Source organism: Mesorhizobium sp. M4B.F.Ca.ET.058.02.1.1 (assembly GCF_003952505.1).
Classification (GTDB): domain Bacteria; phylum Pseudomonadota; class Alphaproteobacteria; order Rhizobiales; family Rhizobiaceae; genus Mesorhizobium.
The window spans coordinates 1635233-1659008 of the sequence record NZ_CP034450.1; the positions used below are offsets into that span (position 1 = coordinate 1635233).

The window sequence follows — 23776 nt, forward strand, 5'->3', positions numbered from 1 at the left end:
GAAGGAGTGCGGTGCCATTCAAGCATTGGCCTATAAAACCCCAGCGAGCTTACCAGTAGATCGATACACGCTGGAATAGCACAGCATGCGTGGACTTCCGTCTAAGGCCTATCGACGTTCATTGAGCCTGAGCGATTAGGCAGATCTGGCTTCTCACCGCCGCTTTACACGCAGGGTTGGTAGCGCTACCGTTTGCCCAGTCGCGTGACCAAGGGGGGAGCCTTGGTAGCTGTCGCCGGCTGGTGTGGTGGATTGAGGTTCCCGCCGTTTTAACGGGATCCGCTTCAAGGCCATGTCAGAAAGAAAATGGAGTCTTGCGGACGTCGCAGGACCCAGCCGGGAGGATTTCGATGGCGTCTGTCGCGATTGCCGATGTCTACAAGTCATTCGGAAGCGTCGAGATCCTTCACGGCGTCAGCGTGGACATAGAGGACGGTGAATTCGTCACCCTGGTGGGGCCATCCGGCTGCGGAAAATCCACCCTTCTCAGGATGATCGCCGGCCTGGAAAAGATCTCGCGCGGGCAGATCGCAATCGGCGAGCGTGTCGTCAACAACGTCGCGCCAAAGGAGCGCGACGTTGCCATGGTGTTCCAGAACTACGCGCTCTACCCGCATATGACGGTTGCCGAGAACATGGCGTTCTCGCTGATGCTCAAAGGTGTCTCGAAGGCAGAAAGCGAAGCCGGCGTCCGGCGCGCGGCCGAGATCCTCGGGCTGGTGCCCTTGCTGTCGCGCTATCCGCGCCAGCTTTCAGGCGGCCAGCGCCAGCGCGTCGCCATGGGCCGGGCGATCGTGCGCAATCCGGCCGTCTTCCTGTTCGACGAACCGCTCTCAAACCTCGACGCCAAGCTCCGGGTGCAGATGCGTGCCGAGATCAAGGAGTTGCACCAGCGGCTGAAGACCACGACGGTCTACGTCACACACGACCAGATCGAGGCGATGACCATGGCCGACAAGATCGTCGTCATGCATGACGGCCTCGTCGAGCAGATCGGGCCACCGCTGGAACTCTACGACCGGCCAAACAATCTCTTCGTCGCCTCCTTCATCGGCTCGCCCGCCATGAACCTGCTCAAGGGCGGGCTTGCGACCGATGGCTCGCCATCCTTTCGCGGCGCAGGCGAGATTTCCGTGCCTTTGGCGGCGACGCCGTCGATCAGCAATGGCGAACCCGTGGTGCTGGGAATACGGCCCGAGCACCTCAGGCTGTCCGACGCGGGGATTCCGGTCACTGTCGCGGTGGTCGAGCCGACCGGCTCGGAGGTGCAGCTCATCGGCCGGACAGAAGGCGGCGAGGAGATCGTCGCGAACTTCCGGGAGCGCCATTCCTTTACGCCAGGTGAAACCGTCCGGCTCTCGGCCGAGCCCGGCCTCATCCATCTCTTTCACGGCGAAACCGGAAAGCGGTTCGAGATGCGCACCAGGCCGTAAGAACGACTGAGCGAGGAAACCGACAGGAGGAGACCACCATGAAATTCACCAGACGTGACGTGATCCGCACGACCGCCGGCGTGGCGGCGGGCGCCTTGGGAAGCCGGTTCGTCGGCTCTCCCGCCCTGGCCCAGGAAGGCCTGAAATACAAGCCGGAGGACGGCGCGAAGCTCAGGCTGCTGCGCTGGTCGCCCTTCGTGCAGGGCGATGAGGACCAGTGGCTGGCCAACACCAAGCGGTTCACCGAGGCGACAGGCGTCGAGGTTCGCGTCGACAAGGAAAGCTGGGAAGACATCCGTCCCAAGGCGGCGGTCGCCGCCAATGTCGGTTCCGGTCCCGACCTGATGTTCGTCTGGTTCGACGACCCGCATCAATACCCCGACAAGCTGCACGACGTGACCGAGCTGGGTGAGTATCTGGGCTCGAAATATGGCGGCTGGTACGACGGACCGAAGCAGTACGCGACCCGGGAAGGCAAATTCCTCGGCCTGCCGCTCGCCACCATCGGCAATGCCATCGTCTACCGCGAAAGCTGGGTGAAAGAGGCCGGATTCGCGGAATTTCCCAAAGACACGGCGGGCTTCCTCGAGCTCTGCAAGGCCTTGCAGGCGAAGGGACATCCTGCCGGCTTCACGCACGGCCACGGCGTCGGCGACGGCAACAACTATGCGCACTGGCTGCTCTGGAGCCATGGCGGCCAGATGGTCGACGAGAGCGGCAAGGTGGCGATCAACAGCCCCGAGACGTTGAAGGCGATCGAATACGCGCAGCAGCTCTACAAGACCTTCATTCCGGGCACCGAGAGCTGGCTCGACGTCAACAACAACCGTGCCTTCCTGGCCGGCGAAGTGAGCGTCATCGCCAATGGCATTTCCGTCTACAACACGGCCAAGGTCAACAAGGACAAGGATCCGAAACTGGACGAAATCGCCAAGGACATGCGCACCACCAACCTGCCGATCGGTCCGGTCGGAAAGTCCGTCGAGCTGTTCCAGGTGACCAGCGCCGTCATCTTCGACTACACGCCCTACCCCAACGCAGCCAAGGCCTATCTGCAGTTCATGTTCGAGGATCCGCAGATGGCGGACTGGATCACCTCCTCGTCGGCCTATTGCTGCCAGACGCTCAAGGCTTTCGACAACAATCCGGTGTGGAAGGCCGACCCGAACAACGCCGCCTACGCGAAGGCCTCAGCGACGCTGCGCCCCAACGGCTTTGCCGGGCCGCTCGGCTACGCCTCGGCCGCGACCATGGCCGACTATGTGCTGGTCGACATGTTCGCCAAGGCAGTGACCGGCCAGGCGACGCCAAAGGAGGCGATGGAAGAGGCGGAGAAGCGCGCCAACCGCTACTATCGGGTTTGATCACCGCCCGGCCGGGCAGCCGCGACCGCGCGCTGCCCGCTGAGGGGTGCGCAACCGGGCGGCGGCCGCCTTGGCCGCCACGCAACCACATCTGATGAGGAGCCACCGCATGGCCGTGCCGTCCGTTGCCGTCGAGCAGCGTTCTTCGATCCTGTCGCGCCTGAGCGAAAGCCGCAACGCGCTTGGCTTCGGCTTCATGCTGCCGGCGGCGGCGCTGCTCCTGGTGTTTCTGACCTATCCGCTCGGGCTCGGCGTCTGGCTCGGCTTCACCGATGCCCGCATCGGCCGCCCCGGCATCTTCATCGGTATCGAGAACTATCAATACCTTTGGAGCGACGGCGTCTTCTGGCTCTCCGTCTTCAACACCCTGCTCTACACGATCAGCGCCTCGATCCTGAAGTTCATGCTCGGCCTCTGGCTGGCGCTCATCCTCAACGAGAACCTTCCCTTCAAATCGTTCTTCCGCGCCGTGGTGCTGCTGCCCTGGGTGGTGCCGACGGTGCTGTCGGCGATCGCCTTCTGGTGGATCTACGATTCGCAGTTCTCGATCCTGTCCTGGGCGCTGCAGCAGATGGGCCTGATCGACCATCGCATCAATTTCCTCGGCGACCCGACAAACGCGCGCGCCTCGGTCATCGCGGCCAATGTCTGGCGCGGCATTCCTTTCGTCGCCATCACCCTGCTTGCCGGCCTGCAGACGATTCCCCAATCGCTTTACGAGGCCGCCACGCTCGACGGCGCCAGCCGCTGGCAATTGTTCCGCCATGTGACGCTGCCGCTGTTGACGCCGATCATCGCCATCACCATGACCTTTTCGGTGCTGTTCACCTTCACCGATTTCCAGCTGATCTATGTGTTGACCCGCGGCGGACCGGTCAACGCCACCCACCTGATGGCGACACTGTCCTTCCAGCGCGGCATTTCAGGTGGCCAGCTTGGCGAGGGCGCCGCTATCGCGGTCGCCATGATCCCCTTCCTGCTGGCGGCGATTCTGTTCAGCTATTTCGGCCTGCAACGCCGCAAGTGGCAGCAAGGCGGCGGAGACTGAAATGGCCGCGATCAAGAGACCGAGACGTCCGGAAACCGATGAAGGCGGCATGGGCTACCTGCAAAGCCTGCCGCGCCGCGTGGTGACGGTCTATCTGCCATTGCTGGTGTTCATCATCGTGCTGCTGTTTCCGTTCTACTGGATGACGATCACGGCGGTTAAGCCCAATGTCGAGATGACCGACTACGCCAACTTCAATCCGTTCTGGGTCGTGCATCCAACGTTGCAGCACATCCGCTATCTTCTCTTCGAGACGTCCTATCCCGGTTGGCTGCTCAACACCGTCATCATCTCCACCGCCGCCACGTTCCTGTCGCTGCTGGCGGCGGTGCTGGCAGCCTATGCGATCGAACGGCTGAGGTTTTCGGGAGCGCGGCAGGTCGGTCTCGCCGTCTTCCTCGCCTATTTGGTGCCGCCCTCGATCCTGTTCATTCCGCTGTCGGTGATGGTGTTCAACCTCGGGCTCTACGACACGCCGTTCGCGCTGATCCTCACCTACCCGACGTTCCTGATCCCGTTCTGCACCTGGCTGCTGATGGGCTATTTCCGCTCCATCCCCTTCGAGTTGGAGGAATGCGCGCTCATAGACGGAGCGACGCGGCTGCAGATCCTCACCAAGATCGTGCTGCCGCTGTCGGTGCCGGGCCTGATTTCCGCCGGCATATTCGCATTCACCCTGTCCTGGAACGAGTTCATCTACGCCCTGACGTTCATCCAGTCGTCGGAGAACAAGACCGTGCCGGTCGGCGTGCTGACCGAACTTGTGCGCTCCGACGTCTACGAGTGGGGGCGCTGATGGCGGGCGCGCTGATCGGCTCGCTGCCGGTCGTGGTGCTCTACTCGTTCTTTGTCGAGCACTACGTTTCCTCGATGACCGGCGCGGTGAAGGAATGACGGCCTGCCGCGAGCGGCTTGCCGCCAATGCGCAACGGCAGGCCGGGCGCATCCCCCCGCGGGCCGATGGGCGTCAGATCGCGGCGATGATGCCGCCGTCGACGCGGATGTTCTGGCCGGTGATGTAGCCGGCGCCGTCGGAGGCGAGGAAGGCGATGGTCGCGGCGATCTCTTCGCTGGTGCCGTAGCGCTGCATCGGCACGCTGTCACGGCGCTCCTCGGTGGCGGGCAGGCTGTCGATCCAGCCGGGCAGCACGTTGTTCATGCGCACATTGTCGGCGGCGTAGGTGTTGGCGAAGATCTTGGTGTAGGCGGCAAGGCCGGCCCGGAACACCGCCGAGGTCGGAAACATCGGGCTCGGCTCGACCACCCACGCCGTTGAGATGTTGATGATGGCGCCGGCCTTCTGCCTGACCATGTGGGGCGCCACGATGCGCACCGGCCGGATGACGTTCATCAGGTAGACGTCGAGCCCGGTGTGCCATTGTTCGTCGGTGATCTCGAGGATCGGCGCGCGCGGTCCGTGGCCGCCGCTGTTGACCAGCACGTCGATGCGGCCGAAGCGTTCGAGCGTCAGGTCGGCAAGACGCTGCAGATCCTCGTTCGACTGGTTGGATCCGGTGACGCCGAGCCCACCGAGTTCCGTGGCGAGCGCCTCGCCCTTGCCGGACGACGACAGGATCGCAACCTTGAAGCCGTCGGCGGCCAGGCGCTTTGCCGCCGCCGCGCCCATGCCGCTGCCGCCGGCAACGACGACCGCTACTTTTTCTACACTCATTGCGTCTTCCTTCCGGATTGGTTTCGGCCCGTACCAGCATCGATCACAACGTGTTATATTCGACTTTCGCCGCTGGTTCGAACCAGAAAGCCTGAAATCGGACTGTAGAAAAACTGCACGATGCCCGAAGCCTTCCTGCGCTTGCCGCCGCTCAATGCGCTGCGCGCCTTCGAGGCGTCGGCGCGGCATCTCAACTTTCGGCTCGCCGCGCATGAGCTCAACGTGACGCAGGGCGCGGTGGCGCAGCACATCCGGGGTCTTGAGGCCAGCCTCGGCGCGAAGCTGTTCGAGCGGCTGCCGCGCGGCCTGGCGCTGACCGACGAGGGCCGCGCCTATGTGCCCAGTATCCGGCGCGCCTTCGAGCTGATCTCGGAGGCGACCGCGCTGCTGCGGCCGGAACCGGCGCGGCTGACGATCAGCGTGACGCCCAGCTTCGCCACCAAATGGCTGATCCCGAAACTGCCGGACTTCGTCGCACACAATCCGCTGGTCGACCTGCGCATCCTTGCCACCGAAAGCCTGTCGAGCTTCCAGGCCGACGGCGTTGACATCGCGGTTCGGCAGGGCCGTGCGCCCTTCGGTCCCGGCCTCGTCGTCGACCTCCTGTTCCCGCAACAGGTCATCGCCGTCTGCAGCCCTGGCCTGCTGCCGCCCGGCGCCTGCGCAATCGCTACGGCGGAAATCCAGCATCATATGCTGCTGCACGATGCCCACAATCTGTGGCCGGAGTTCATGGAAAAGGTGCTCGGCCTGAAGATGGCGACGGAGGCCAAGCGCATGCGCTTCAACCAGACGGCCCTGGCGATCGACGCCGCCATCGCCGGCCAGGGCATCGCGCTTGCCAGCCGCTTCCTCGTCGCCGCCGACCTTGCCGCCGGACGGCTGGTGCAGCCAGTCCAGGGAGACATGCGCGGCACCCAGGATTTCCATGTCGTCATGCCGCGCAAGCAGCGGCATCCAGAACCAACGCAAGCCGTCCGGCAATGGCTGCTGGATGCGAGCGATGCGGGCTGAAACTTCAAGGCCTGGGTGACAGACCTAGAAACTGATCTCCACCGCGGCAGCACTCCGCTTCGCCTCGCCATGGAACACCGCCTCGATGTTGTTGCCGTCAGGGTCGAGCAGGAAGGCGGCGTAGTAGCCGGGGTGGTAGGGCCGCTCGCCAGGCGCGCCGTTGTCCTTGCCGCCGGCCGCAAACCCCGCCTTGTACCAGGCGTCGACCATGGCGCGGTCCTTGGCCTGGAAGGCAAGATGATGGCGGCCGGTAAGCACGCCCTGGGCGGCGCGGCTGTCGACGCTGGAGACGAAGAGTTCATCGGCCCAGAAATAATCCTCGGCCTCGCCGCCGACCGGAATGCCCAGCACCTCGAGCACCGCGCCGTAGAAACGCCGGCTCGCCTTCAGGTCGCGCACCACCAGCTGGATGTGGTCGATGAGCCGGCCGCGATAGAGTTCCATGGTGTCCTCCTGGTTTGACTGGTCAATCATCTAGAAGGGACCAACCTCCGGTCAATGTCGGGTATTGCATGCTACTGACACTAGAGAAGACGGTGGGGCACAGGAGCTGTGAAGCAACGCAACTTTTCAGGCGGCAGCAAAAATCACCCGTGCCAAAAATCTGATTAAAAAATGCAACCGGATTGTCGGATCGGCCCTGGCACCAACGTCCTTGGGTCGCAAACGGCGTGACGAAGCTCGAAAAACGGTTGCGCTGTGTCGACAAACTCTAGCTTCCGGCATGGGAGAAGAACATGAAGCTTTCCTATCGTTGGGTCATCGTCGCGGCTGGCGCGCTGATGACTTGCGTCGCCATCGGCGCGATGTTTTCGCTGGCGATCTTTCTCGAGCCGATGTCGCTCGACACCGGCTGGTCGCGCGCCGGCATATCGAGCGCGATGACGCTGAATTTTCTGGTGATGGGTCTCGGCGGCTTCGCCTGGGGCACCATCTACGATCGCGTCGGCGCCCGCCCCGTCGTCTTCGCCGGCGCGCTGCTGCTGGGGCTGGCGCTGGTGCTGGCCAGCCGCACCGGCTCGCTCATCGTCTTCCAGCTCACCTATGGCGTCCTGGTCGGGCTTGCGGCCAGTGCCTTCTTCGCGCCGATGATCGCGCTCACCACCGCCTGGTTCGACACCAACCGCAGCCTCGCCGTGTCGCTGGTATCGGCCGGCATGGGCGTGGCGCCGATGACCATCTCGCCCTTCGCGCGCTGGCTGATCACCGCCTATGACTGGCGCACCGCCATGTTTGACATCGGCGTCATGGCCTGGGTGCTGCTTCTGCCTGTGGCCTTCCTGGTGCGCCAGCCGCCGGCCGCCGCCGCAGCAGCCGATGGTACGCCGGCGGCCGTCACGGATGATCCCGGCCTGAGCGTCGGCCAGGCGCTGCGCTCGCCGCAATTCCTCGTGCTGGGCATGACCTTCTTCGCCTGCTGCGCGGCGCATTCGGGACCGATCTTCCACATGGTGAGCTATGCCATGGCCTGCGGCGTGGCACCGATGGCCGCCGTCTCGATTTACAGCGTCGAGGGGCTCGCCGGGCTCGGCGGCCGACTGCTCTACGGCGTGCTCGGCGACCGTCTCGGCGTCAAGCCGGTGCTGATCACCGGGCTCGTCATCCAGGCCGCGGTGATCGCCGCCTATCTCACGGTCGGCAGGCTCGAACAGTTCTATGTGCTGGCCGTCATCTTCGGCGCCACCTATGGCGGCGTCATGCCACTCTACGCGGTGCTGGCGCGCGAATATTTCGGACCGCGCATCATCGGCACCGTATTCGGCGCCGCCACCATGCTGTCCAGCCTCGGCATGGCGTTCGGGCCGCTGGCCGGCGGCATGATCTATGACGCCTATGCCAGCTATTCCTGGCTGTTCATCGGCTCGGCGCTGGTCGGGCTGGGGGCCGCCGGCATCGCGATTGCCTTCCCGCCGCAGCCGAGCCGGCAGCGGCTGCAGATGGCGTAGTCCTCAAAGGCGCCCGGCGGTCCCGATCATCGGGATCGCCGGTCCGTTGGCGTGAAATCCAATTGCCGGACGCCGGCGAGTATGAAAGACTCCGCCAAGGGCCGATGCATGCCGGCGCGGGTCGGCGTGATCCCATGATTCCGGGGGACATTGCAGTGACCGCAGGCTTGGAAGCCGAAGACGCCAGGGGTTGGTCCGATCTGCTGGCCGCAGCCGAAAGAGGCGACGCCGAGGCCGTGCGCACGGAGCTGGCGGCCGGGGCGGACATCAACCAGACCGATGAAGGCGGCTGGTCGGCGCTGCACCTTGCCGCCCACAATGCCCGCATGGCGGCTCTCGAAGCCCTGATCGCGTATCCGGCGATCGACGTCAATTCCCGGAATAAATGGAAGAGCACGCCGCTCAGCCTGGCCGCCGCCAAGGGTCACCTCGAATGCATCCAGGCGCTGGTGAAACATCCGCAGATCGATATCAACGCGCGCGCCGACTATTACGGCAGGACGGCGCTGATCGAAGCGGCGAGGAACGGCCATCTCGACGTCGTCAGGCTGCTGGTCGAGCATGGCGCCGACGTCAATCTGGCCGACAAGACCGGACGGAACAGCGCGCTCATCGAGGCCATCAAGGGACGGCACTACGAGGTCGCGGAGTATCTGCTGGCGACCAGGCAGGTGAACTTCCTCAACAAGGAGATGCGGCTCAATGCGCTGATCTGGGCCGGCAGCACCCGCAACGCCCTGTTCATCGAGACATTGGACGCGGCGATCCACAGCTTCTTCGAAGGCAAGTGAGCGCAGGACCGACCGCGATCCACATGTTCTGACGCAGGCCGGCGCCGACGAACCCGCCGCGCACTGTTCGGTGGCAGGCGTCAGGCCGGCGGCACGCCCTCGGTCGCGATGATGCGCGTGTTGGCGCAGCGGAAGCGGATCTGCTTCAGCCGCTCGTACTCAGGCGAGTCGTACCAGGCGGTCAGCGCCGCCATGTCGGGGAATTCGATGATGACCAGACGGTGCGGCTCCCAGTCGCCCTCCAGCACCCGGGTCACGCCGCCGCGCGCCAGGTACCGCCCGCCATGACGCGCTTCCGTCGCCGGAACCTCGCGCCGGTATTCATCGAACATGGCGGCGTCGGTGACGTCGACATCGGCAATGAGATAGGCAGCCATTCCAGTCCCTCCTTCTCAAATCGTCTTCCACATCATCAGGATCGGCACCGGCGCGCCGCCGCGATCGTCGAGGATCCTCTCGCCCGGCTGGTAGCCGCAGGCCCGGTAGAGCGGCTCTCCAGCCATAGTCGCGCCGAGCTCGACACGGCGAAAGCCCTCTGCCCTCGCCGCATTTTCGCAGAGCGAAAGGATGAGGCGGCCGACGCCGCGCCGCACGAAATCGGGATGCGTGTACATCGCCCTGACGCGCGCCGCGTCGGTGGCGGGATCGAGCAATGCCGCGCTGCGCCCCGGCGTCCTGTCGCCGCCATAAAGGGTGGCGCGCCGGCTCCAGCCGCCGCAGCCCGCCAGCGCTCCTCCGCAGGTGACGACAAAATAGGTTCCGTCGTCGATAAGCTGCGTGTCCAGGCCCATGATGGCGCGGCTGGATTCGATCTGTGCATCATTCAGGAAGGGTTTTTGCAGCTCGCCGATCGCCAGCGCCATCAGCGCCGAAATCGCCGTGATGTCGTCGCGCGTCGCAGTCCGGTACTGCAGCTCCTGGTCAGCCATCTGCCGAATGCCACGTGCCGTTCGGGGGCGTTATTTTATATTAGAAGACACTCATGTTAAAATGGATTCAGCGGGTTGTTTCTCCCGGACATAGGTCACTTCGTGGACAACCTCGCGCCCGTCGAACGGATTTTGGGCGGGGGCAGAGGTGTAAGTCAGCGTATCTTCGTCGACGTTGCAGAACCGCACCTGCTCCGTGCCGCTCCATGCTTCATTCCAGCTCATGTCGACATGATGGACGACCCGATCCGGCTCGACCGTGTAGCTGCCCGAATAGGCGAACATCGTGTCGAACAACGCAATCTTGTCTTCGTCCGATGGCTGCAACCGCTCGGGCCGTTTGCGGCTGTTCCTGAGGATAAAGAAAATGACGCGCTCATGTGTATAGATGACGATGCCTCGGGGATGCTGGCCGAGCGCCTCTCGCCGCTCCCCGGTCGCAACGTCTCGCGTCATCCAGGACGTCATCTTCCAGCTTCCAAGCAGCAGATCGCGGTTAAGCGGCCTGACTGGCGTAACCTGAACCATCGTCTACCTCCGCTATTTCCTGGCAGCGCGCTCCTCATACGGCCTGCGTCGTCCTTGCTTCGGCGCTGCCGCGCCCATCTTGTCGCAAAGGCCATCCATTGCCCAGAGCGTTCGCGACACGCCGGCGGCCATTGCAGGCGTCATCTTCATCGACCAGCCGGAGGCGGAAGCCAAGCCTTCAAGCGCCCGACGCCACCATCCTTTCAACTACCCAGCGGTGCTTGCCGATCCGGCGGGCGCGCTGAAAGCCCTGCTTTTCGAACATCGCGAGCGTGCCATTGTGCAGGAAGGCGCCGGCGACCTTCCGGCCTTGCGCGTCCTCGGGATAGCTTTCCACCGTGCCGCCGCCCAGGCGGGCGATTTCGCCGAGCGCACCTGCCAGCGCGGCGGCGGCCACGCCTTCGCCACGACGCGCCTTGTCGATGAAGAAGCAGGTGATGCGCCAGTCCGGAAGGTTTGTCAGCCCTTCTTCATAGGCGCGCCGGTGCTTGATGCGCGGCAGTTCACCGGTCGGCCCGAATTGGCACCAGCCGACGCAGGCCGCGCCGTCGAAGACAAGCGCGGCATGCGTGCTGCCGTTCCGGACCCTTGCCTGCTTGGCGGCGCGGTTGCCGCCGGCGCCGTTGCCCTTGGCATGGAAGGCCATGCACCAGCAGCCGCCCCAAACGCCATTGTGGCGCTCGACCAGCGCAGCGAAATCCGCCCAGCTTGTTTCGTCGAGGGGTTTTACGCTGAAGCTCATCATAGTTCCTCAAAGCCAGCGATAGCCGTTTTGAAGGTTCGCGCCTCAGTTCCGGAACAGGCGGCAAATCCCGACATCATCAGCGTCGTCCCTTCGATCGGGTAAAGCGAATGAAGGCGTCGACAATCGGGACGCGGGCTGGGCCTGTCAACCGCTGATGGAGCGCCCCGCCTCCCGGTCCTCGTCGTCGCGGGCTGCCGCGAATCGGAGATCAGCAACACCGGGCACGGACAGTGCTGCAGCACACCGCTCGTCGTCTCGCCGAAGATGAGCTCGTCGCCCGGCCGCCGCGCCACGCCCATGACAATCAATGCCACGCTCCTGCCAGCCTGGCGGGCGATGGCATCGGCGGCGGCGGCCCTGCTGCGGATGGCAGTCTCGATCTCGACGCCATAGCGGTCGGCAAGCGCGACGATATCCTTCAGCACAGCCTCCCTGCGGCGATGCGAGACGGTGTCGCGCGGTTCGTCGCGGCCGACCCGCGCAACATAGAGCATCTTGACCGGCGCGCCGGTGACAGTGGCAATGGCAAGTGCCAGTTCGGCGCCACGGCGGGCGACCGACGTACCGTTGACCGGCACCAGGATCCGGCCTGACTGGGGGCCTAGCCTCGGCATATGCCGCCCGGCGCCCGTCGGCTTCAGCACCAGGCAGAGCGAGCCGTTGAAGGCGCCGGCAACCTCGTTCAGCCGGCGCGAGAATCCGCCTTTCGCAGTCACCCCGCGGCCGAGGCCGATGAGGAGCATGCCGTAGCCCTTGCGCGCCTCCTTGGCGACCGCCTCGGCGGAGAGCTGGACCTCGTGCCGGCGGCGGGTCAGCGGCGCCACGCGCACCGGCTCCTCGTCGGCTTCCTTCGCCGCCTCGCGGCCCTCCTCGGCGCCCCGCTCGATCTCGTCCAGATGCGCCGCCTCGTCGGGCTCGGCTTCGCTTTCGCCGCTGGCATGCAGCACCGTCATCGGCTTGCCGGCTCCGATCACGCCGGCAAGGTAGGCGGCGAAGCGGCCGACCACGCCCTCGTCGACGACCACAAGCAGCCGCTCCAGATTGGCGATGAAGCCGCGCTGGTCGACCTCCTCGCGCTCCAGCCGCTTCTTCTCAGACTCGCCGATCGACAGGCGCCCCAGCGCCCAGCGTAGCGTCGGCGGCATGGCCAAAGTGGTGATGACGGCCATGGTCACGATCATGGTGAAGAGGTTGTGCGAGAGCACGCCTATCGACAGGCCGATCGAGGCGACGATGACTTCGGTCGAGCCGCGCGCGTTCATGCCGCAACCGACGGCAATGCCCTCGGCACGGCTCATGCCGGCGACTTCCGCGCCGATGAAGGCGCCGCCGAACTTGCCGATGCTGGCGATCGCCACCAGCGCCACCGTGAGCAGCGCGAGCTGAGGGTCGACGAGCACGGTGAGGTCGGCCGAGAGGCCAGCGACGCCGAAGAACACCGGCATGAACAGCGCGGTGATGACGCCACGCAACTGCCCCTCGATGTGGCGCGACAGGATCGGCGACTCGCCGACCAGTATGCCGGCGACAAAGGCGCCGAGCACGGTGTGGACGCCGATCAGGTCGGTGATCAGCGCCATGGCGCCCATGATGGCGAGGATGATGGTGACGACGGCATATTCGCTGTGGAAGGTGTCGTTGGTCCAGCGGATGGCGTCGAAGACGATGCGGCGGCCGAGCGTGAATGAAAAGGCCATGAAGGCGGCGACGCCTAGTATCGTGAAGGCAAGGCTGCTCACCTCGACGCGGCCATGCGTAGCGATGCCGATGGTAATCGCGATGATCACCCAACCGATCGTGTCCTCGATGATTGCCGACGAGACGATGACCTGGCCGAGGTCGCGGCGCATGAAGTTCATCTCGCGCACCACCATTGCGACGATCTTGACCGAGGAGATCGACAGCGCCGTGCCGAGGAACAGGCCGGCGACGAGGCGCTCGCCGCCGCTGGCGAGCAGCGATTCCGGCATGAACTGCGCCGCCACGAAGCCGAGCATGAAAGGCACCGCAACGCCGGCGGCGGAGATGGAAAAGCAGGCGCGGCCGACCCGGCGCACCAGCCTGAGATCGGTCTCCATGCCGGTGAGAAGCAGAAGCATCAGCACGCCGAGCTGGGCGATGGCATTGATCATCGATTTCTGCGCGGCGTCCCCGGTAAAGACCAGCCGCTCCGCCGCCGGCCATAGCCAGCCGAGCAAGGAAGGACCAAGCAGGATGCCGCCGATGAGCTGCCCCATCACCGCCGGCTGACCGATGCGCTCCAGCAATTCGCCGATGCCGCGGCCGACAAGCAGCAGCAGGATCACTTCCAGGACGAAGATGCCTTCGCTGGACATGCCGCTTTTTTCGGCGGCGAAGGCGACTGCCGTCATTGGAAGGAACGCCGCCGCCGCAAGCGCGATCGTCCAGCGCCGGCTGAGTATGAAGGACAATTTCTGCACCCCTCAATTATGCCTGGCGATAACGGTTTGGCGAGAGCTTCGGTTGCACGCAAGACATCCTTCCCCGCCCGACGGCAGTGTGGGAGAGGCGGACCGGCGAAGTCGAGACAGAGAGGGGCAGCGCCCCGCGAAGCCCCCTCTCCGTCCGCTTTGCGGACACCTTCCCTCGCTTTGCGGGGGCGAGGAAGGCTCCCTACAATTCGATTCAAATGCGGCTGTGGATGTTTGCATTCGGGTAAAGCGACTCGAGCATCTTCGCGACACGGCGGGCAATAAGGAGAAGCTAATGAAAAGCGACTTTGCCGCCGCTCGTCTGCACCTCGAGCGGGCCGGCCACTATCTGCGCGGCGATGACGAGACCAGCCACACGACGCTTGCGGCGCTCGATCTCTTGGTGGAGGCGATCACGGTGGCCCAGTATGCGCGGCCCGTGGCCGAAATCGTGCCGTTTCCGAAGGCCGCCGGGCAGAGATAGGCAGCAGGCCGAGCGGCGGCCAGTCATGTTCAGCCGGGGCCGATCAAGTCCGTCATTGCCTCGATGACTTTGCCCGCCGCCGCTCCGGTCGCTGACCGGTCATTGACCAGGATCGAAGTGCGAAACGGTATGTCGAGATCGATCTCTTTCAGCACCAGCCCGAACTCGGAATAGAAGCCCGCTGTGAACGGATCGACGACCGCGAGCGAAGGACTGCCCCTGACTAGCGCGCAGGCCAGGAAAGACTGGAAGATGTCGGCGACCGTATTGGCGGCGGTCGCTTCCAGCAGCTTGGCGCCGTCGCGGTTGCGCCGGAAATAGAGCTCGCCGAGCGAGACGAAGGGATAGAGCTTGAAATCCTCGAGCCGGATCCGCTCGCGACCGGCAAGCGGATGGGTTTCATCCATCACGCACACACTGTTGCGCCCGAAGGTGGCCACGCATCTGGTGTCCAGGAAGGAAACGCCGGCGTCCACCACCCCGACGTCGGTCAGGCGTGAGGCGACGGAGGCGACGATCTCCGTCGAGCTGCGCACCGCGATCGTGGTTCTCGCTTCCGGAAAACGGGTTCTCAACTGCCGGATTGCTTCCGGCACGATGTGGAAGGACAACGCCGCCAGGGTGCCGATGCGAACGACGCCGCGCTTCAGCTCGCGGATCTCCTGCGCGGCCATGATCAGGTTGCGCGCACCGTGGAAGGTCTTGCCGACCTCGCCATAGAACAGCAGGCCCTGCTCGGTCGGCACCAGCCGGCCGTGCGAGCGGTCGAACAGGCTCAGCCCGGTATCGATCTCCAGTTCCTGCAGCAGGCGGCTGACGCTCGGCTGCGATATGTTGAGCGCCGCCGCTGCGCCCGACACCGAGCCGGCCACCATCGTTGCCTCGAAGGCCTCGAGCTGGCGAACGCTAAGTCCGGAAAAGCGCATCTCTTTCTCCCGGTATAGGTTTAGCACATACCGGACGAAAATCTTGATCTTTGATTCCGCTCGGTTTCCGGCCCTAGCTATGCGCCAGGCAGAAACGGACGGAGCCGTCGTGAAGCGAGCCAACCTCATCTTCATCTGCGCCGATCAGATGCGCTACGACGCTCTCTCGGTCACCGGCAATCGCGTTGCCCACACGATCAACATCGACCACATAGCGGCGCGCGGCGCGACCTTCCACCGCCACTTCACCCCCAACCAGATCTGTTCGCCGAGCCGCGCGACAATGGCGACCGGGCTCTATCCGCGCCACCACGGCCTGTGGCGCAACGGCGTGGCGCTCGACGAGCGGCTGCCCAATCTGTGGCAGGCGCTGGCGCGTGCGGGATACGCGACCAGGGGCGTCGGCAAGCTCCACTTCCAGCCGCTGCTTGCGCCCGCCGAACGCGACATGCCGGAATCGCTCGCCTATTGGGAAAGGCCCGGCAGCGAGGACTGGAACGGCCCCTATTTCGGCTTCGACGGCGTCGACCTCGTCATGGGCGAGGCCAATGAATCCACCCGCGCCGGTCACTACGCGGCCTGGCTCAGGCGGAACCATCCCGAGGTGGTGGACCTCTACGAGCCGGAAGCGGACGGAGAGAGCCGGGCCGACGACCTGAAGGAAGTGTGGAAAAGTGCGGTGCCGCCGGAACTGCACTACACCAGCTGGATCGCTGACCGGGCCATTGACTTCATCGAACGCCAGGGCAGACGGTCGGAGCCGTTCGGCCTGTTCGTCTCGTTTCCGGACCCGCATCACCCGTTTTCTCCTCCCCGGCCCTATTGCGACCTGTTCCGGCCGGAGCGGATGCCGAGGCCGGCCATCCGAGCGGGCGAGTTGGAGCGCATGCCGGCCTATCTCGGCGAAGGCGACGATCCACGTAAGGAGCCTTACATCGCCAGCGGCGAGCCGCCGCGCGAACAGGGTTTCCTGGTGCGCACCGACGCTATTTCCGGCGCGACGCTGGCCACCGCGATCGCCCACACACATGGCATGATCCAGATGATCGACGATGCCGTCGGGCGGCTGCTGGAGGCGCTGGCCGACGCCGGCGTGCTGGAGAACACCTATGTCCTGTTTACTGCCGATCACGGCGAACTGTTGGGTGACCACGGACTGTTGCGCAAGGGGCCGCCACCCTATCGCCAGTTGCTGCAGGTGCCGCTCGTGCTGTGCGGCCCGGGAATTCCCGCCGGCACCAGCCTCGATGCACTCACCAGCCATCTCGACCTGTTCCCGACGGTCGCGTCGCTGCTCGGCCTGCCGGCGCCTACCTCCGACGGCGTCGACCTCACGCCGCTAATCGACGGGCGGGCGAGTGACGTGCGTGATTTCCTGTTCGCCGAATACCATCCCCGCCGGGATCAATGCCTCTACAACCAGTCGATCATTTCCAGGGAGTGGCGGTTCACCCGCTACCCGAACCAGCCGGCATGGGGCGAGCTTTTCGATCTTCGTGAAGATCCCTGGGAGCATTGGAATCTGTTCGCAGAGAAAGGCTTCAGCGACCGGGCGCACACGCTGAATGCGGTTCTCGATCAAAGGCTGCCGCCGCGGCCGCTGATACCGAATGAAGTTCTCGGCGCCTACTGAACCAGCAAAGGGGGAATGACATGCACGATCAGATCACGTCCTTGATCCAGGGCGGCATGGACCGCCGCCGCTTCCTGCAGACCGCGGCCGTCACGGCGCTCGCCACGGCGGCGTTCCCACGTGCTGGCCTTGCCGAGGCGCCGCGCAAGGGCGGCGTGCTGCGCCTGGGCCTCAACGGCGGCAGCTCCGCCGACACGTTCGATCCGACGCAGCTGATCGGCACCTTCTCCATCAATGTCTCGCGCCAGGTCTACAACACGCTGGTCGAGATCGGCGACGACGGCAAGCCGGCGCCGGAACTGGCCGCAAGCTGGGAAACCAGCGACGGCAACAAGCGCTGGATCCTCAACCTGAGGCCCGGCGTGCAGTTCCACAACGGCAAGGCCTTCGACGCCGAGGACGTCAAATATTCGCTCGGGCTGCATCTCGGCGAGAAGACCAAGTCGAAGGCGAAGGGCCTGGTCGCCGACATTGCCGATGTGCGGGCGGCCTCGCCGAGGCAGGTCGAGATTCTGCTCAAGTCGCCCAATCCCGACATGGACTATGTGCTGTCGGACCTGCATTTCGCCATGGTCCCGGCGGGCTTCGCGGACTGGTCGAAGCCGGTCGGCACCGGGCCGTTCAAGCTCACCGCCTTCCAGCCGGGCGTGCGGGCGACGGCCAGCCGCAACGAAGCCTACTGGAGAAGCGACCGCGGCCATGTCGACACGGTCGAGTCCGTGGTGATCAACGACATGACGGCCCGCGTCTCGGCGCTGCAGGGCGGCTCGGTCCACATCATCAACGGCGTCGACTACAAGATCGCGCCGCTGCTCAAGAAGGATCCCCGCGCCTATCTGGTGGTCACCGAAGGCAAGCAGCATTTCTCGCTGCCGATGGACGCGACCAAGGAGCCGTTCAACAACCCCGACATCGTGCTGGCGCTGAAGCACGCGCTCGACCGCAAGCAGATGGTCGATCTTTTGATGGCCGGCTATGGCCGCGTCGGCAACGACCATCCGATCGCCGCCAGCGATCCGAATTTCAACCCGAACATCGAACAGCGCGCCTACGATCCGGACAAGGCTCGCTTCCACCTCAAGAAGGCCGGCAAGAGCGAGCTGACGCTCGAACTGCACGCCGCCCCGGTGGCGTTCGAGCAGGCGGTCAGCACGGCCGAGCTCTTCGCCCAGTCGGCCAAGCCCGCCGGCATCACCGTCGGCGTCAAGCGCGAGCCCGACGACGGCTATTGGGCGGAGGTGTGGATGAAGAAGCCCTGGGTCGCGTCCTTCTGGGCCGGACGGCCGTCGGCCAGCATGATGTTCTCCTCGGTCTATGCGTCAGGCGCGCCGTGGAACGAGACCCACTGGAAGAACGAGGACTTCGACCGCAAGCTCGCCGAGTCGCGCTCGTTCGCCGATCCGGCCAAGCGCCGCGAGGTCTATTTCGAGCTGCAGCAGACGATCCATGATACGTGCCCCACCATCATCCCGGCCTTCGCCAGCTGGGTCGACGCGGCGCGCGCGGAGGTCAAGGGCTTCACCCCAAATCCCAACTTCCTGCTCAGCGACCATCGCGTGGCAGAGCGCGTCTGGCTGGAGGCGTGAACGCGCCAGGCCAGGGGCAGGCCGGAGGGAACGTTTCGGCCCGCCGCGCGTTGTTGTCATCGGGGTGATGGCCGGCCATTTCCGCCGGCCATTGCATTTGGATGGCAAGGGGATGTCCAAGGTCGAGACCATCAAGCCCGTCGAGGCGGCGGCAGCGCCGCGGGCCTCGGATGCGTTCGCGCTGAAGCTCACCTCCTCCGAACTGGCGACGACCATGTCGCATTTCCACCGCGCCGAGATCGCCCGCATGGCCGGCTGGCGCGACCGGCTCGACCGGACGAGCAACTGGGCGATCACCGTCGCCGCCGCCATGCTTTCGGTCTCGCTGTCGACGCCGAGCTCGCATCACGGCGTGCTGCTGTTCGCCATGCTGCTGATCACGCTGCTCTTGTGGATCGAAGCGCGGCGCTACCGCTTCTTCGACGTCTACCGCGCGCGGGTGCGCCAGTTCGAGCGCTATTATTTCGCGCAGATCTTCTCGCCGCAGCCCGACTTCGCCTCCAACTGGCTGGCGATCGTCGGCGAAGGCCTGCGCTCGCCGCGCTTCCTGATCTCGCAGCGCGCGGCGCTGGTCCGCCGGCTGCGCCGCAACTACATCTTCATGTACACGATCCTGATGCTGGCCTGGGTGCTGAAGATCACGACGCCCAGCCTGCAGCGCGAAGGCTCGCCGATCGGCTTCGGCGCCTCGTTCCTCGACGCGATGCGGGTGGCCGCGCTCGGCCCGGTGCCCGGCATCGTTGTCGCGTCCATTGTGGCGCTGTTCTATGTCGGCCTGCTCGCCGCCGCCTTCCTGGTCAACAGCGAGGAAGGCGAGCTTTCGCATGGCACCGTGCATGTCTGAACCGCAATCTGAGGCAATCCAGCCGCTGCTTTCGAAGAAAGCAGGCGCCCGCCCAATGCCTTGGCGGGACAACCTCCGAGCGGGCCACCGTTAGCACGTTGATAAGCAATTGGTAATAAAAGGTCATGGATGAGAGATCGACCTCAATCCGCGAACAGAAAAGCGCCGTCACCGGCAGGGCCTTGCCGTGCGCATTAGGAGCCAGATCATCCTGAGCATGGTCGGCGCCGCGGCGCTGATCGGATTGGTCGGCGGCGTCGCGGTCTTCACGCAGATGGCGGCGACCAAATATCTCGGGCTGACCGAAGCGACCAATGTCGCGCGCGAGCTGGCCGACACCATAGTCTTCGAACCGTCCGCGGGGACGCCTTCGCTGCTCGAGCAGCCCGAGGTGCTCAAGCAGTTCCTGGAGCAGCAGCACCGGCGCTCGCAGCGGGATTTCATCGTCGTCGACCGCAACAAGGTAATCGTCGCCCATGCCGCCGACGAGGAGCACAAGGCCGGCGAAAAATTCGACCACGACCCCGGCAACGAGGTCGGCCGGACGCTGCAGGACGGCGTCCCGCGCAGGTTCATCGACCCGGAGGAAGTGAACGCCATCCTGGCCGTTCCGATAGAACAGGGCGAGGACACGATCGTCGGCGCCGTGCTGCTGGAATATGATGCGGTGCTGCATGCCGCCGAGCAGCGCACCAACAGCCTGCTGTGGATGGTCGGCCTCAGCACCGCCGCCGCCATGCTGGTCGCGGCTGGCTTCGCCTGGGTGCTGCTCCGCCGTTTCGGCGCCGGGCTCTCGGACATGATGAACGGCATGCAGGCGCTGGCGCAGGGCGACGTCTTGACGCGCATCCGCCACGTCCGCAAGGACGAATTCGGACAACTGGCCGACGGCTTCAACACGATGGCCGACCAGCTCGCGTCGGCGCGGGCGCATATCGAGGACATCGTCGAGACGGCGGCCGAGGGCATCGCGGTGCTCGACGGCGACGGCCGCATCGCCAGCGTCAATCCCGCCGCCACGACGATAATCGGCCGGCGCGCCGACAAGATCGTCGGCCTGCAATGGGACGCGGCGCTGAAGCTGCAAGACCCGAGAGGCGGCGACTTCGCCAGCGGAACGTCGCCCGTCGAGATGGCTTTGGCCACCGGACGCCAGCACCAGGGCGAAGTCCGGCTGACCAGGTCGGACGGCTCGCAATTGCCTGTCATCGCCAGTTGCAGCCCGCTGAGCCGGTCGGAGGGCGGCCTGGTGCTGACGCTGAACGACATCAGCGAGCTGCGCCGCGCCGAAGGGGTCGTCAACGAGCGCGCCGACCAGCTGGCGGTCCTCAATCGCGAGCTGCACGAGAAATCGGAGACCACGACGCGGCTGGTCAAGCTCGGCGAATTGCTGCAGGCCTGCGTGACCTTCCCCGAGGCCTTCTCGGTGGTCGGCACGGCGATGACCGAGTTCCTCGGCGGCTTGAGCGGCAGCGTGCACCTGACCAGCGCCTCGCGCAACCTGGTGGAGGAGATGGCGCATTGGGGCGACGTCCGCTCGAGCGTCAACCAGTTCGCGCCGGAGGACTGCTGGGCGCTGCGGCGTGGCCAGGAGCATGTCGCCGGCCCGGGCATGCTGACGCCGCGCTGCGCCCACATCACCGAGAACGGCAAGAAGGGCTATGTCTGCATGCCGCTGGCGGCGCAAGGCGAGACGCTGGGCATCCTGCATCTGTGCGAGCCGAACGCAGCCGAAAAGCCGCAATGGCTGGCCGAGCGGCAGCAGATCCTGCGCGGCGTCGTCGACACGCTGGCGCTGGCGCTGGCCAATCTGCGCCTGCGCGAGACGCTCAGGCAGCAATCGATCCGCGATCCGAACACCGGCCTGTTCAACCGGCGCTATCTGGAGGAAACCAGCAGCCGCGAACTCAGGCGCATGGAGCGCTCGAGCCAGCCGCTGGCGATCATCATGCTCGACGTCGACCACTTCAAGCAGTTCAACGACACGTTCGGCCACGAAGCCGGCGACCTCGTGCTGAAGCAGGTCGCCGCAACGCTCATCGAGCATGCCCGCGACAGCGATGTCGTGTCGCGCTATGGCGGTGAGGAATTCGCGCTGGTCATGCCGGGAGCATCGCTCGAAGAGGGCGCCCAGCGCGCCGAGGCGCTGCGCCAGGCGATCAAGCAGCTGCATCTGGCGCATCGCGGCCGCACGCTCGGCACCGTGACGGCCTCATTCGGCGTCGCCGCCTATCCCGAGCATGGCGCGGGCTGGGCCGAGCTCACCAACGCGGCCGACCACGCGCAATACGATGCCAAGGCCGAAGGCCGCGACCGCGTCGTCGTCGCCAGGACCAATGCGCCGGGCGAGCGCCCGGCGATCCAGCTGGTGGCATCGGTGAAGGCGGGCGCGGACACCAAGGGTTGAGTTGCTTTCATCCGTCGGCCGACCACCTATGTCATGGCGGACGGTTACGCGATCGGCGCCCTGTCGGCCGGCATAATCGCCGACCTGTTCGGCCTAGCTGGACAATCGGTTCTGTCGCCGCACCAGCTTTCCTTTCCGGTACAGAAGTTGCGGTCGCCATGGCGGAGCGCTAACGCTGGCGCGCTTGCTTTGCGCTTGGGTCATTCACTGAATTCTCGTCATGCAGTATCCTGTCGAAAGGAGGGGTACAGGGAGGAGGAAATGACCAGCGCAGCGAGCGTGCCCTTCGATCCGAAGGACCTGGAGTCAAAAGTCAAGGCCATGTACCGCGACGTCGCCACGAACCCGAAAGGCGAGTTTCATTTCGAGATGGGTCGATCGCTGGCGGAGCGGTTGGGCTACAGCACTGAAGACCTCGATCGGATACCGGCAGAGGCGATCGAATCGTTCGCTGGTGTCGGTTACTTTTTTCATCTCGCCGACGTGAAGCCGGGAGAAACTGTGATCGATCTCGGCAGCGGCTCCGGTATGGATACCTTCATCGCGGCGTTGCGGGTCGGCGCGACGGGGAAAGTGATCGGCGTGGATATGACCGACGAACAGCTCGCGAAAGCATCCCGCCTGCGCGACAGTCACAGCTTCGATAACATCACTTACATGAAGGGTTATATCGAGGACGTTGAACTGCCCGCAGGGATTGCCGACGTGGTCATCAGCAACGGGGTGATCAATCTTGCAACCGACAAGCAGGCTGTCTTTCAGGAAACAGCTCGACTGTTGCGCGCCGGCGGCCGTCTCGCCATCTCCGACATCGTCACCGAGGTGCAACTGCCGGAAAATATCGTGTGCAACTCGACGCTGTGGGCCGCGTGCATCGGCGGTGCCGCGCAGCAGGACGACTATTGCACGAAGATCGAACACGCCGGCCTTCGCGTGGTCAAGCGCGAGGACAATCCGGCCTACGAGTTCATTTCGCAGAACGCGAAGGGGGCTAGCCGCAAGTTCGGAGTCAAAAGCGTGTCGATCCTTGCCGCCAAACCCTGAAAGCTGGCGCGGGCACCAAGGGCTGTTAAGCTTTCACATATCGGCCGACCACCTATATGCCTAGAGGAAAAGCATGGGAGATGGTGATGGGCGCTCAATGCTGCGGAGCCGATCACGACAATCACCCGGCTACGGATGAAGACGCATCATACAGGCGTGTTCTCTGGGCGGTGCTGGGTATCAACTCAGCAATGTTTGCGGTCGAGATCGGCGCTGGCGTTGCGGCTGGCTCTGCCTCGCTACAGGCCGATGCGCTCGATTTCCTTGGCGACGCCGGCAACTACGCGATCAGTCTCTTTGTGGTTGGCATGGCGCTTCGCTATCGCGCCCTCGCAGCGCTGGTCAAAGGCGCAACCATGGGACTGTTCGCAGCCTGGGTCATAGGGATAGCGGTTTGGAACACGGTTCACGGCACGCTGCCAGGGGCCTTCACGATTGGCGCAGTCGGCTTTGCTGCCTTGCTTTCGAACGCTGCTTCATTTGGTCTTCTATGGGCCTACAGGAGCGGCGATGCGAATATGCGCTCTGCGTGGATTTGCACTTGCAACGACGTACTCGGCAACCTCGCTGTCCTGGCTGCCGCCGCTGGTGTCTTTGGAACCGGCTCCGGCTGGCCTGACGCAGCTGTCGCCGGCATCATGGCACCGCTCGCTATTCAAGGTGCAATCGTTGTCACCAGCCAGTCGCTTGCCGAGTTGAACAGCCGTCGCCCTATGTCGCCAGCTGAATAGGAGAACACGCTAGCCGAACTTCGGCTAGAGGCGCCCTGGCATTCGAAAACTGTGAATCGACAAGCGCGCCACTTCCTCGCCTGCTGACCCGGCAAACCAGGGAGGCGTAGATATGGCCTATTCATATCGGTGCAAGGACTACCCTGGAATGGATGCCTGTCCAGGATCGTTCACGGCTGAGACTGAACTCTGGAAACACATCGAGCTTCACGCCGCCAT

The 23776-nt window shown here is 64.7% G+C and carries 21 protein-coding genes and 1 pseudogene; 14 read left to right on the forward strand and 8 right to left on the reverse strand.

The genetic code is table 11. From position 1 onward, the window contains the following. Window positions 1-350: 350 nt before the first annotated feature. The 4 genes and pseudogenes from ugpC to EJ073_RS08310 all read left to right on the forward strand — a co-directional run bounded on the left by ugpC (window position 351) and on the right by EJ073_RS08310 (window position 4739). Window positions 351-1433 carry a sn-glycerol-3-phosphate ABC transporter ATP-binding protein UgpC gene (gene ugpC / locus EJ073_RS08295; protein ID WP_126055288.1) on the forward strand — a complete coding sequence of 361 codons (1083 nt, stop codon included), beginning with the start codon at window positions 351-353 and terminating at the stop codon, window positions 1431-1433. Between the two features lie 38 nt (window positions 1434-1471). After that, entirely contained in the window at window positions 1472-2797 is a 1326-nt protein-coding gene (locus tag EJ073_RS08300; protein WP_126055289.1) for an ABC transporter substrate-binding protein, read from the forward strand. A 109-nt stretch (window positions 2798-2906) separates the two neighbouring features. Next, window positions 2907-3845: a sugar ABC transporter permease gene (locus EJ073_RS08305; RefSeq protein WP_126055290.1), complete on the forward strand. Its 939-nt coding sequence runs from the start codon at window positions 2907-2909 to the stop codon at window positions 3843-3845. A 1-nt stretch (window position 3846) separates the two neighbouring features. Continuing rightward, window positions 3847-4739 (forward strand): annotated as a pseudogene (locus EJ073_RS08310) (carbohydrate ABC transporter permease). A gap of 73 nt (window positions 4740-4812) precedes the next feature. Here the strand turns inward: EJ073_RS08310 and EJ073_RS08315 are convergent. Beyond that, window positions 4813-5517 carry an SDR family oxidoreductase gene (locus EJ073_RS08315; protein ID WP_126055291.1) on the reverse strand — a complete coding sequence of 235 codons (705 nt, stop codon included), beginning with the start codon at window positions 5515-5517 and terminating at the stop codon, window positions 4813-4815. 120 nt (window positions 5518-5637) lie between these two features. Between EJ073_RS08315 and gcvA the strand changes: the two genes are divergently transcribed. Then, window positions 5638-6531 (forward strand): transcriptional regulator GcvA, encoded by an 894-nt coding sequence (gene gcvA, locus EJ073_RS08320; protein ID WP_126055292.1) that lies wholly within the window; start codon window positions 5638-5640, stop codon window positions 6529-6531. 24 nt (window positions 6532-6555) lie between these two features. Here the strand turns inward: gcvA and EJ073_RS08325 are convergent, their stop codons facing one another. Next, on the reverse strand, window positions 6556-6975 hold the full coding sequence (locus tag EJ073_RS08325) for a VOC family protein (protein WP_189347410.1): 420 nt from the start codon (window positions 6973-6975) through the stop codon (window positions 6556-6558). A 293-nt stretch (window positions 6976-7268) separates the two neighbouring features. Between EJ073_RS08325 and EJ073_RS08330 the strand changes: the two genes are divergently transcribed. Continuing rightward, entirely contained in the window at window positions 7269-8477 is a 1209-nt protein-coding gene (locus EJ073_RS08330) for an MFS transporter (RefSeq protein WP_126055294.1), read from the forward strand. Between the two features lie 155 nt (window positions 8478-8632). Then, entirely contained in the window at window positions 8633-9268 is a 636-nt protein-coding gene (locus EJ073_RS08335; RefSeq protein WP_126055295.1) for an ankyrin repeat domain-containing protein, read from the forward strand. A gap of 80 nt (window positions 9269-9348) precedes the next feature. Here the strand turns inward: EJ073_RS08335 and EJ073_RS08340 are convergent, their stop codons facing one another. The 5 genes from EJ073_RS08340 to EJ073_RS08360 form a co-directional block, all read right to left on the reverse strand. After that, on the reverse strand, window positions 9349-9645 hold the full coding sequence (locus tag EJ073_RS08340) for a DUF1330 domain-containing protein (RefSeq protein WP_126055296.1): 297 nt from the start codon (window positions 9643-9645) through the stop codon (window positions 9349-9351). A gap of 15 nt (window positions 9646-9660) precedes the next feature. Beyond that, window positions 9661-10197 (reverse strand): GNAT family N-acetyltransferase, encoded by a 537-nt coding sequence (locus EJ073_RS08345; RefSeq protein WP_126055297.1) that lies wholly within the window; start codon window positions 10195-10197, stop codon window positions 9661-9663. A 51-nt stretch (window positions 10198-10248) separates the two neighbouring features. Continuing rightward, entirely contained in the window at window positions 10249-10725 is a 477-nt protein-coding gene (locus EJ073_RS08350) for a lipocalin-like domain-containing protein (protein WP_126055298.1), read from the reverse strand. A gap of 178 nt (window positions 10726-10903) precedes the next feature. Next, complete coding sequence (locus tag EJ073_RS08355; RefSeq protein WP_126055299.1) at window positions 10904-11467, reverse strand: GNAT family N-acetyltransferase; 564 nt, start codon at window positions 11465-11467, stop codon at window positions 10904-10906. After that, a complete protein-coding gene (locus EJ073_RS08360; RefSeq protein WP_348627248.1) occupies window positions 11467-13902 on the reverse strand; it encodes a cation:proton antiporter in 2436 nt (811 codons plus the stop codon). Before EJ073_RS08360 ends, EJ073_RS08355 begins: the two co-directional genes overlap by 1 nt. 295 nt (window positions 13903-14197) lie before the next feature. Between EJ073_RS08360 and EJ073_RS08365 the strand changes: the two genes are divergently transcribed. Further along, window positions 14198-14386: a hypothetical protein gene (locus EJ073_RS08365; RefSeq protein ID WP_126055300.1), complete on the forward strand. Its 189-nt coding sequence runs from the start codon at window positions 14198-14200 to the stop codon at window positions 14384-14386. A 29-nt stretch (window positions 14387-14415) separates the two neighbouring features. Here EJ073_RS08365 and EJ073_RS08370 read toward each other — a convergent pair whose 3' ends face one another. Beyond that, on the reverse strand, window positions 14416-15312 hold the full coding sequence (locus tag EJ073_RS08370) for a LysR substrate-binding domain-containing protein (RefSeq protein ID WP_189347406.1): 897 nt from the start codon (window positions 15310-15312) through the stop codon (window positions 14416-14418). Window positions 15313-15421: 109 nt separating this feature from the next. On the opposite strand from EJ073_RS08370, the gene EJ073_RS08375 reads away from it, so the two are divergent. From EJ073_RS08375 to EJ073_RS08400, 6 genes are all read left to right on the forward strand, one after another. Then, window positions 15422-16945, forward strand: a complete 1524-nt coding sequence (locus EJ073_RS08375) for a sulfatase-like hydrolase/transferase (protein WP_189347403.1) — start codon at window positions 15422-15424, stop codon at window positions 16943-16945. Between the two features lie 20 nt (window positions 16946-16965). After that, window positions 16966-18531: an ABC transporter substrate-binding protein gene (locus EJ073_RS08380; protein WP_126055303.1), complete on the forward strand. Its 1566-nt coding sequence runs from the start codon at window positions 16966-16968 to the stop codon at window positions 18529-18531. A gap of 112 nt (window positions 18532-18643) precedes the next feature. Continuing rightward, window positions 18644-19375 (forward strand): DUF2270 domain-containing protein, encoded by a 732-nt coding sequence (locus EJ073_RS08385; protein WP_126055304.1) that lies wholly within the window; start codon window positions 18644-18646, stop codon window positions 19373-19375. A gap of 187 nt (window positions 19376-19562) precedes the next feature. Continuing rightward, the gene (locus tag EJ073_RS08390) at window positions 19563-21782 is read left to right on the forward strand and encodes a diguanylate cyclase (protein WP_126055305.1); all 2220 of its coding nucleotides are present in this window, start codon (window positions 19563-19565) and stop codon (window positions 21780-21782) included. A 261-nt stretch (window positions 21783-22043) separates the two neighbouring features. Continuing rightward, window positions 22044-22826: a methyltransferase domain-containing protein gene (locus EJ073_RS08395; RefSeq protein ID WP_126055306.1), complete on the forward strand. Its 783-nt coding sequence runs from the start codon at window positions 22044-22046 to the stop codon at window positions 22824-22826. A gap of 80 nt (window positions 22827-22906) precedes the next feature. Next, the gene (locus tag EJ073_RS08400; RefSeq protein ID WP_348627249.1) at window positions 22907-23557 is read left to right on the forward strand and encodes a cation transporter; all 651 of its coding nucleotides are present in this window, start codon (window positions 22907-22909) and stop codon (window positions 23555-23557) included. The last annotated feature ends 219 nt before the right edge of the window (window positions 23558-23776 follow it).

Bases quoted from the DNA above. Each gene is read 5' to 3' on its own strand.
- ugpC (WP_126055288.1), top strand. From the start codon at position 351: ATGGCGTCTGTCGCGATTGCCGATGTCTACAAGTCATTCGGAAGCGTC.
- EJ073_RS08300 (WP_126055289.1), top strand. From the start codon at position 1,472: ATGAAATTCACCAGACGTGACGTGATCCGCACGACCGCCGGCGTGGCG.
- EJ073_RS08305 (WP_126055290.1), top strand. From the start codon at position 2,907: ATGGCCGTGCCGTCCGTTGCCGTCGAGCAGCGTTCTTCGATCCTGTCG.
- EJ073_RS08315 (WP_126055291.1), bottom strand. From the start codon at position 5,517: ATGAGTGTAGAAAAAGTAGCGGTCGTCGTTGCCGGCGGCAGCGGCATG.
- gcvA (WP_126055292.1), top strand. From the start codon at position 5,638: ATGCCCGAAGCCTTCCTGCGCTTGCCGCCGCTCAATGCGCTGCGCGCC.
- EJ073_RS08325 (WP_189347410.1), bottom strand. From the start codon at position 6,975: ATGGAACTCTATCGCGGCCGGCTCATCGACCACATCCAGCTGGTGGTG.
- EJ073_RS08330 (WP_126055294.1), top strand. From the start codon at position 7,269: ATGAAGCTTTCCTATCGTTGGGTCATCGTCGCGGCTGGCGCGCTGATG.
- EJ073_RS08340 (WP_126055296.1), bottom strand. From the start codon at position 9,645: ATGGCTGCCTATCTCATTGCCGATGTCGACGTCACCGACGCCGCCATG.
- EJ073_RS08345 (WP_126055297.1), bottom strand. From the start codon at position 10,197: ATGGCTGACCAGGAGCTGCAGTACCGGACTGCGACGCGCGACGACATC.
- EJ073_RS08350 (WP_126055298.1), bottom strand. From the start codon at position 10,725: ATGGTTCAGGTTACGCCAGTCAGGCCGCTTAACCGCGATCTGCTGCTT.
- EJ073_RS08355 (WP_126055299.1), bottom strand. From the start codon at position 11,467: ATGAGCTTCAGCGTAAAACCCCTCGACGAAACAAGCTGGGCGGATTTC.
- EJ073_RS08365 (WP_126055300.1), top strand. From the start codon at position 14,198: ATGAAAAGCGACTTTGCCGCCGCTCGTCTGCACCTCGAGCGGGCCGGC.
- EJ073_RS08370 (WP_189347406.1), bottom strand. From the start codon at position 15,312: ATGCGCTTTTCCGGACTTAGCGTTCGCCAGCTCGAGGCCTTCGAGGCA.
- EJ073_RS08380 (WP_126055303.1), top strand. From the start codon at position 16,966: ATGCACGATCAGATCACGTCCTTGATCCAGGGCGGCATGGACCGCCGC.
- EJ073_RS08385 (WP_126055304.1), top strand. From the start codon at position 18,644: ATGTCCAAGGTCGAGACCATCAAGCCCGTCGAGGCGGCGGCAGCGCCG.
- EJ073_RS08395 (WP_126055306.1), top strand. From the start codon at position 22,044: ATGACCAGCGCAGCGAGCGTGCCCTTCGATCCGAAGGACCTGGAGTCA.
- EJ073_RS08400 (WP_348627249.1), top strand. From the start codon at position 22,907: ATGGTGATGGGCGCTCAATGCTGCGGAGCCGATCACGACAATCACCCG.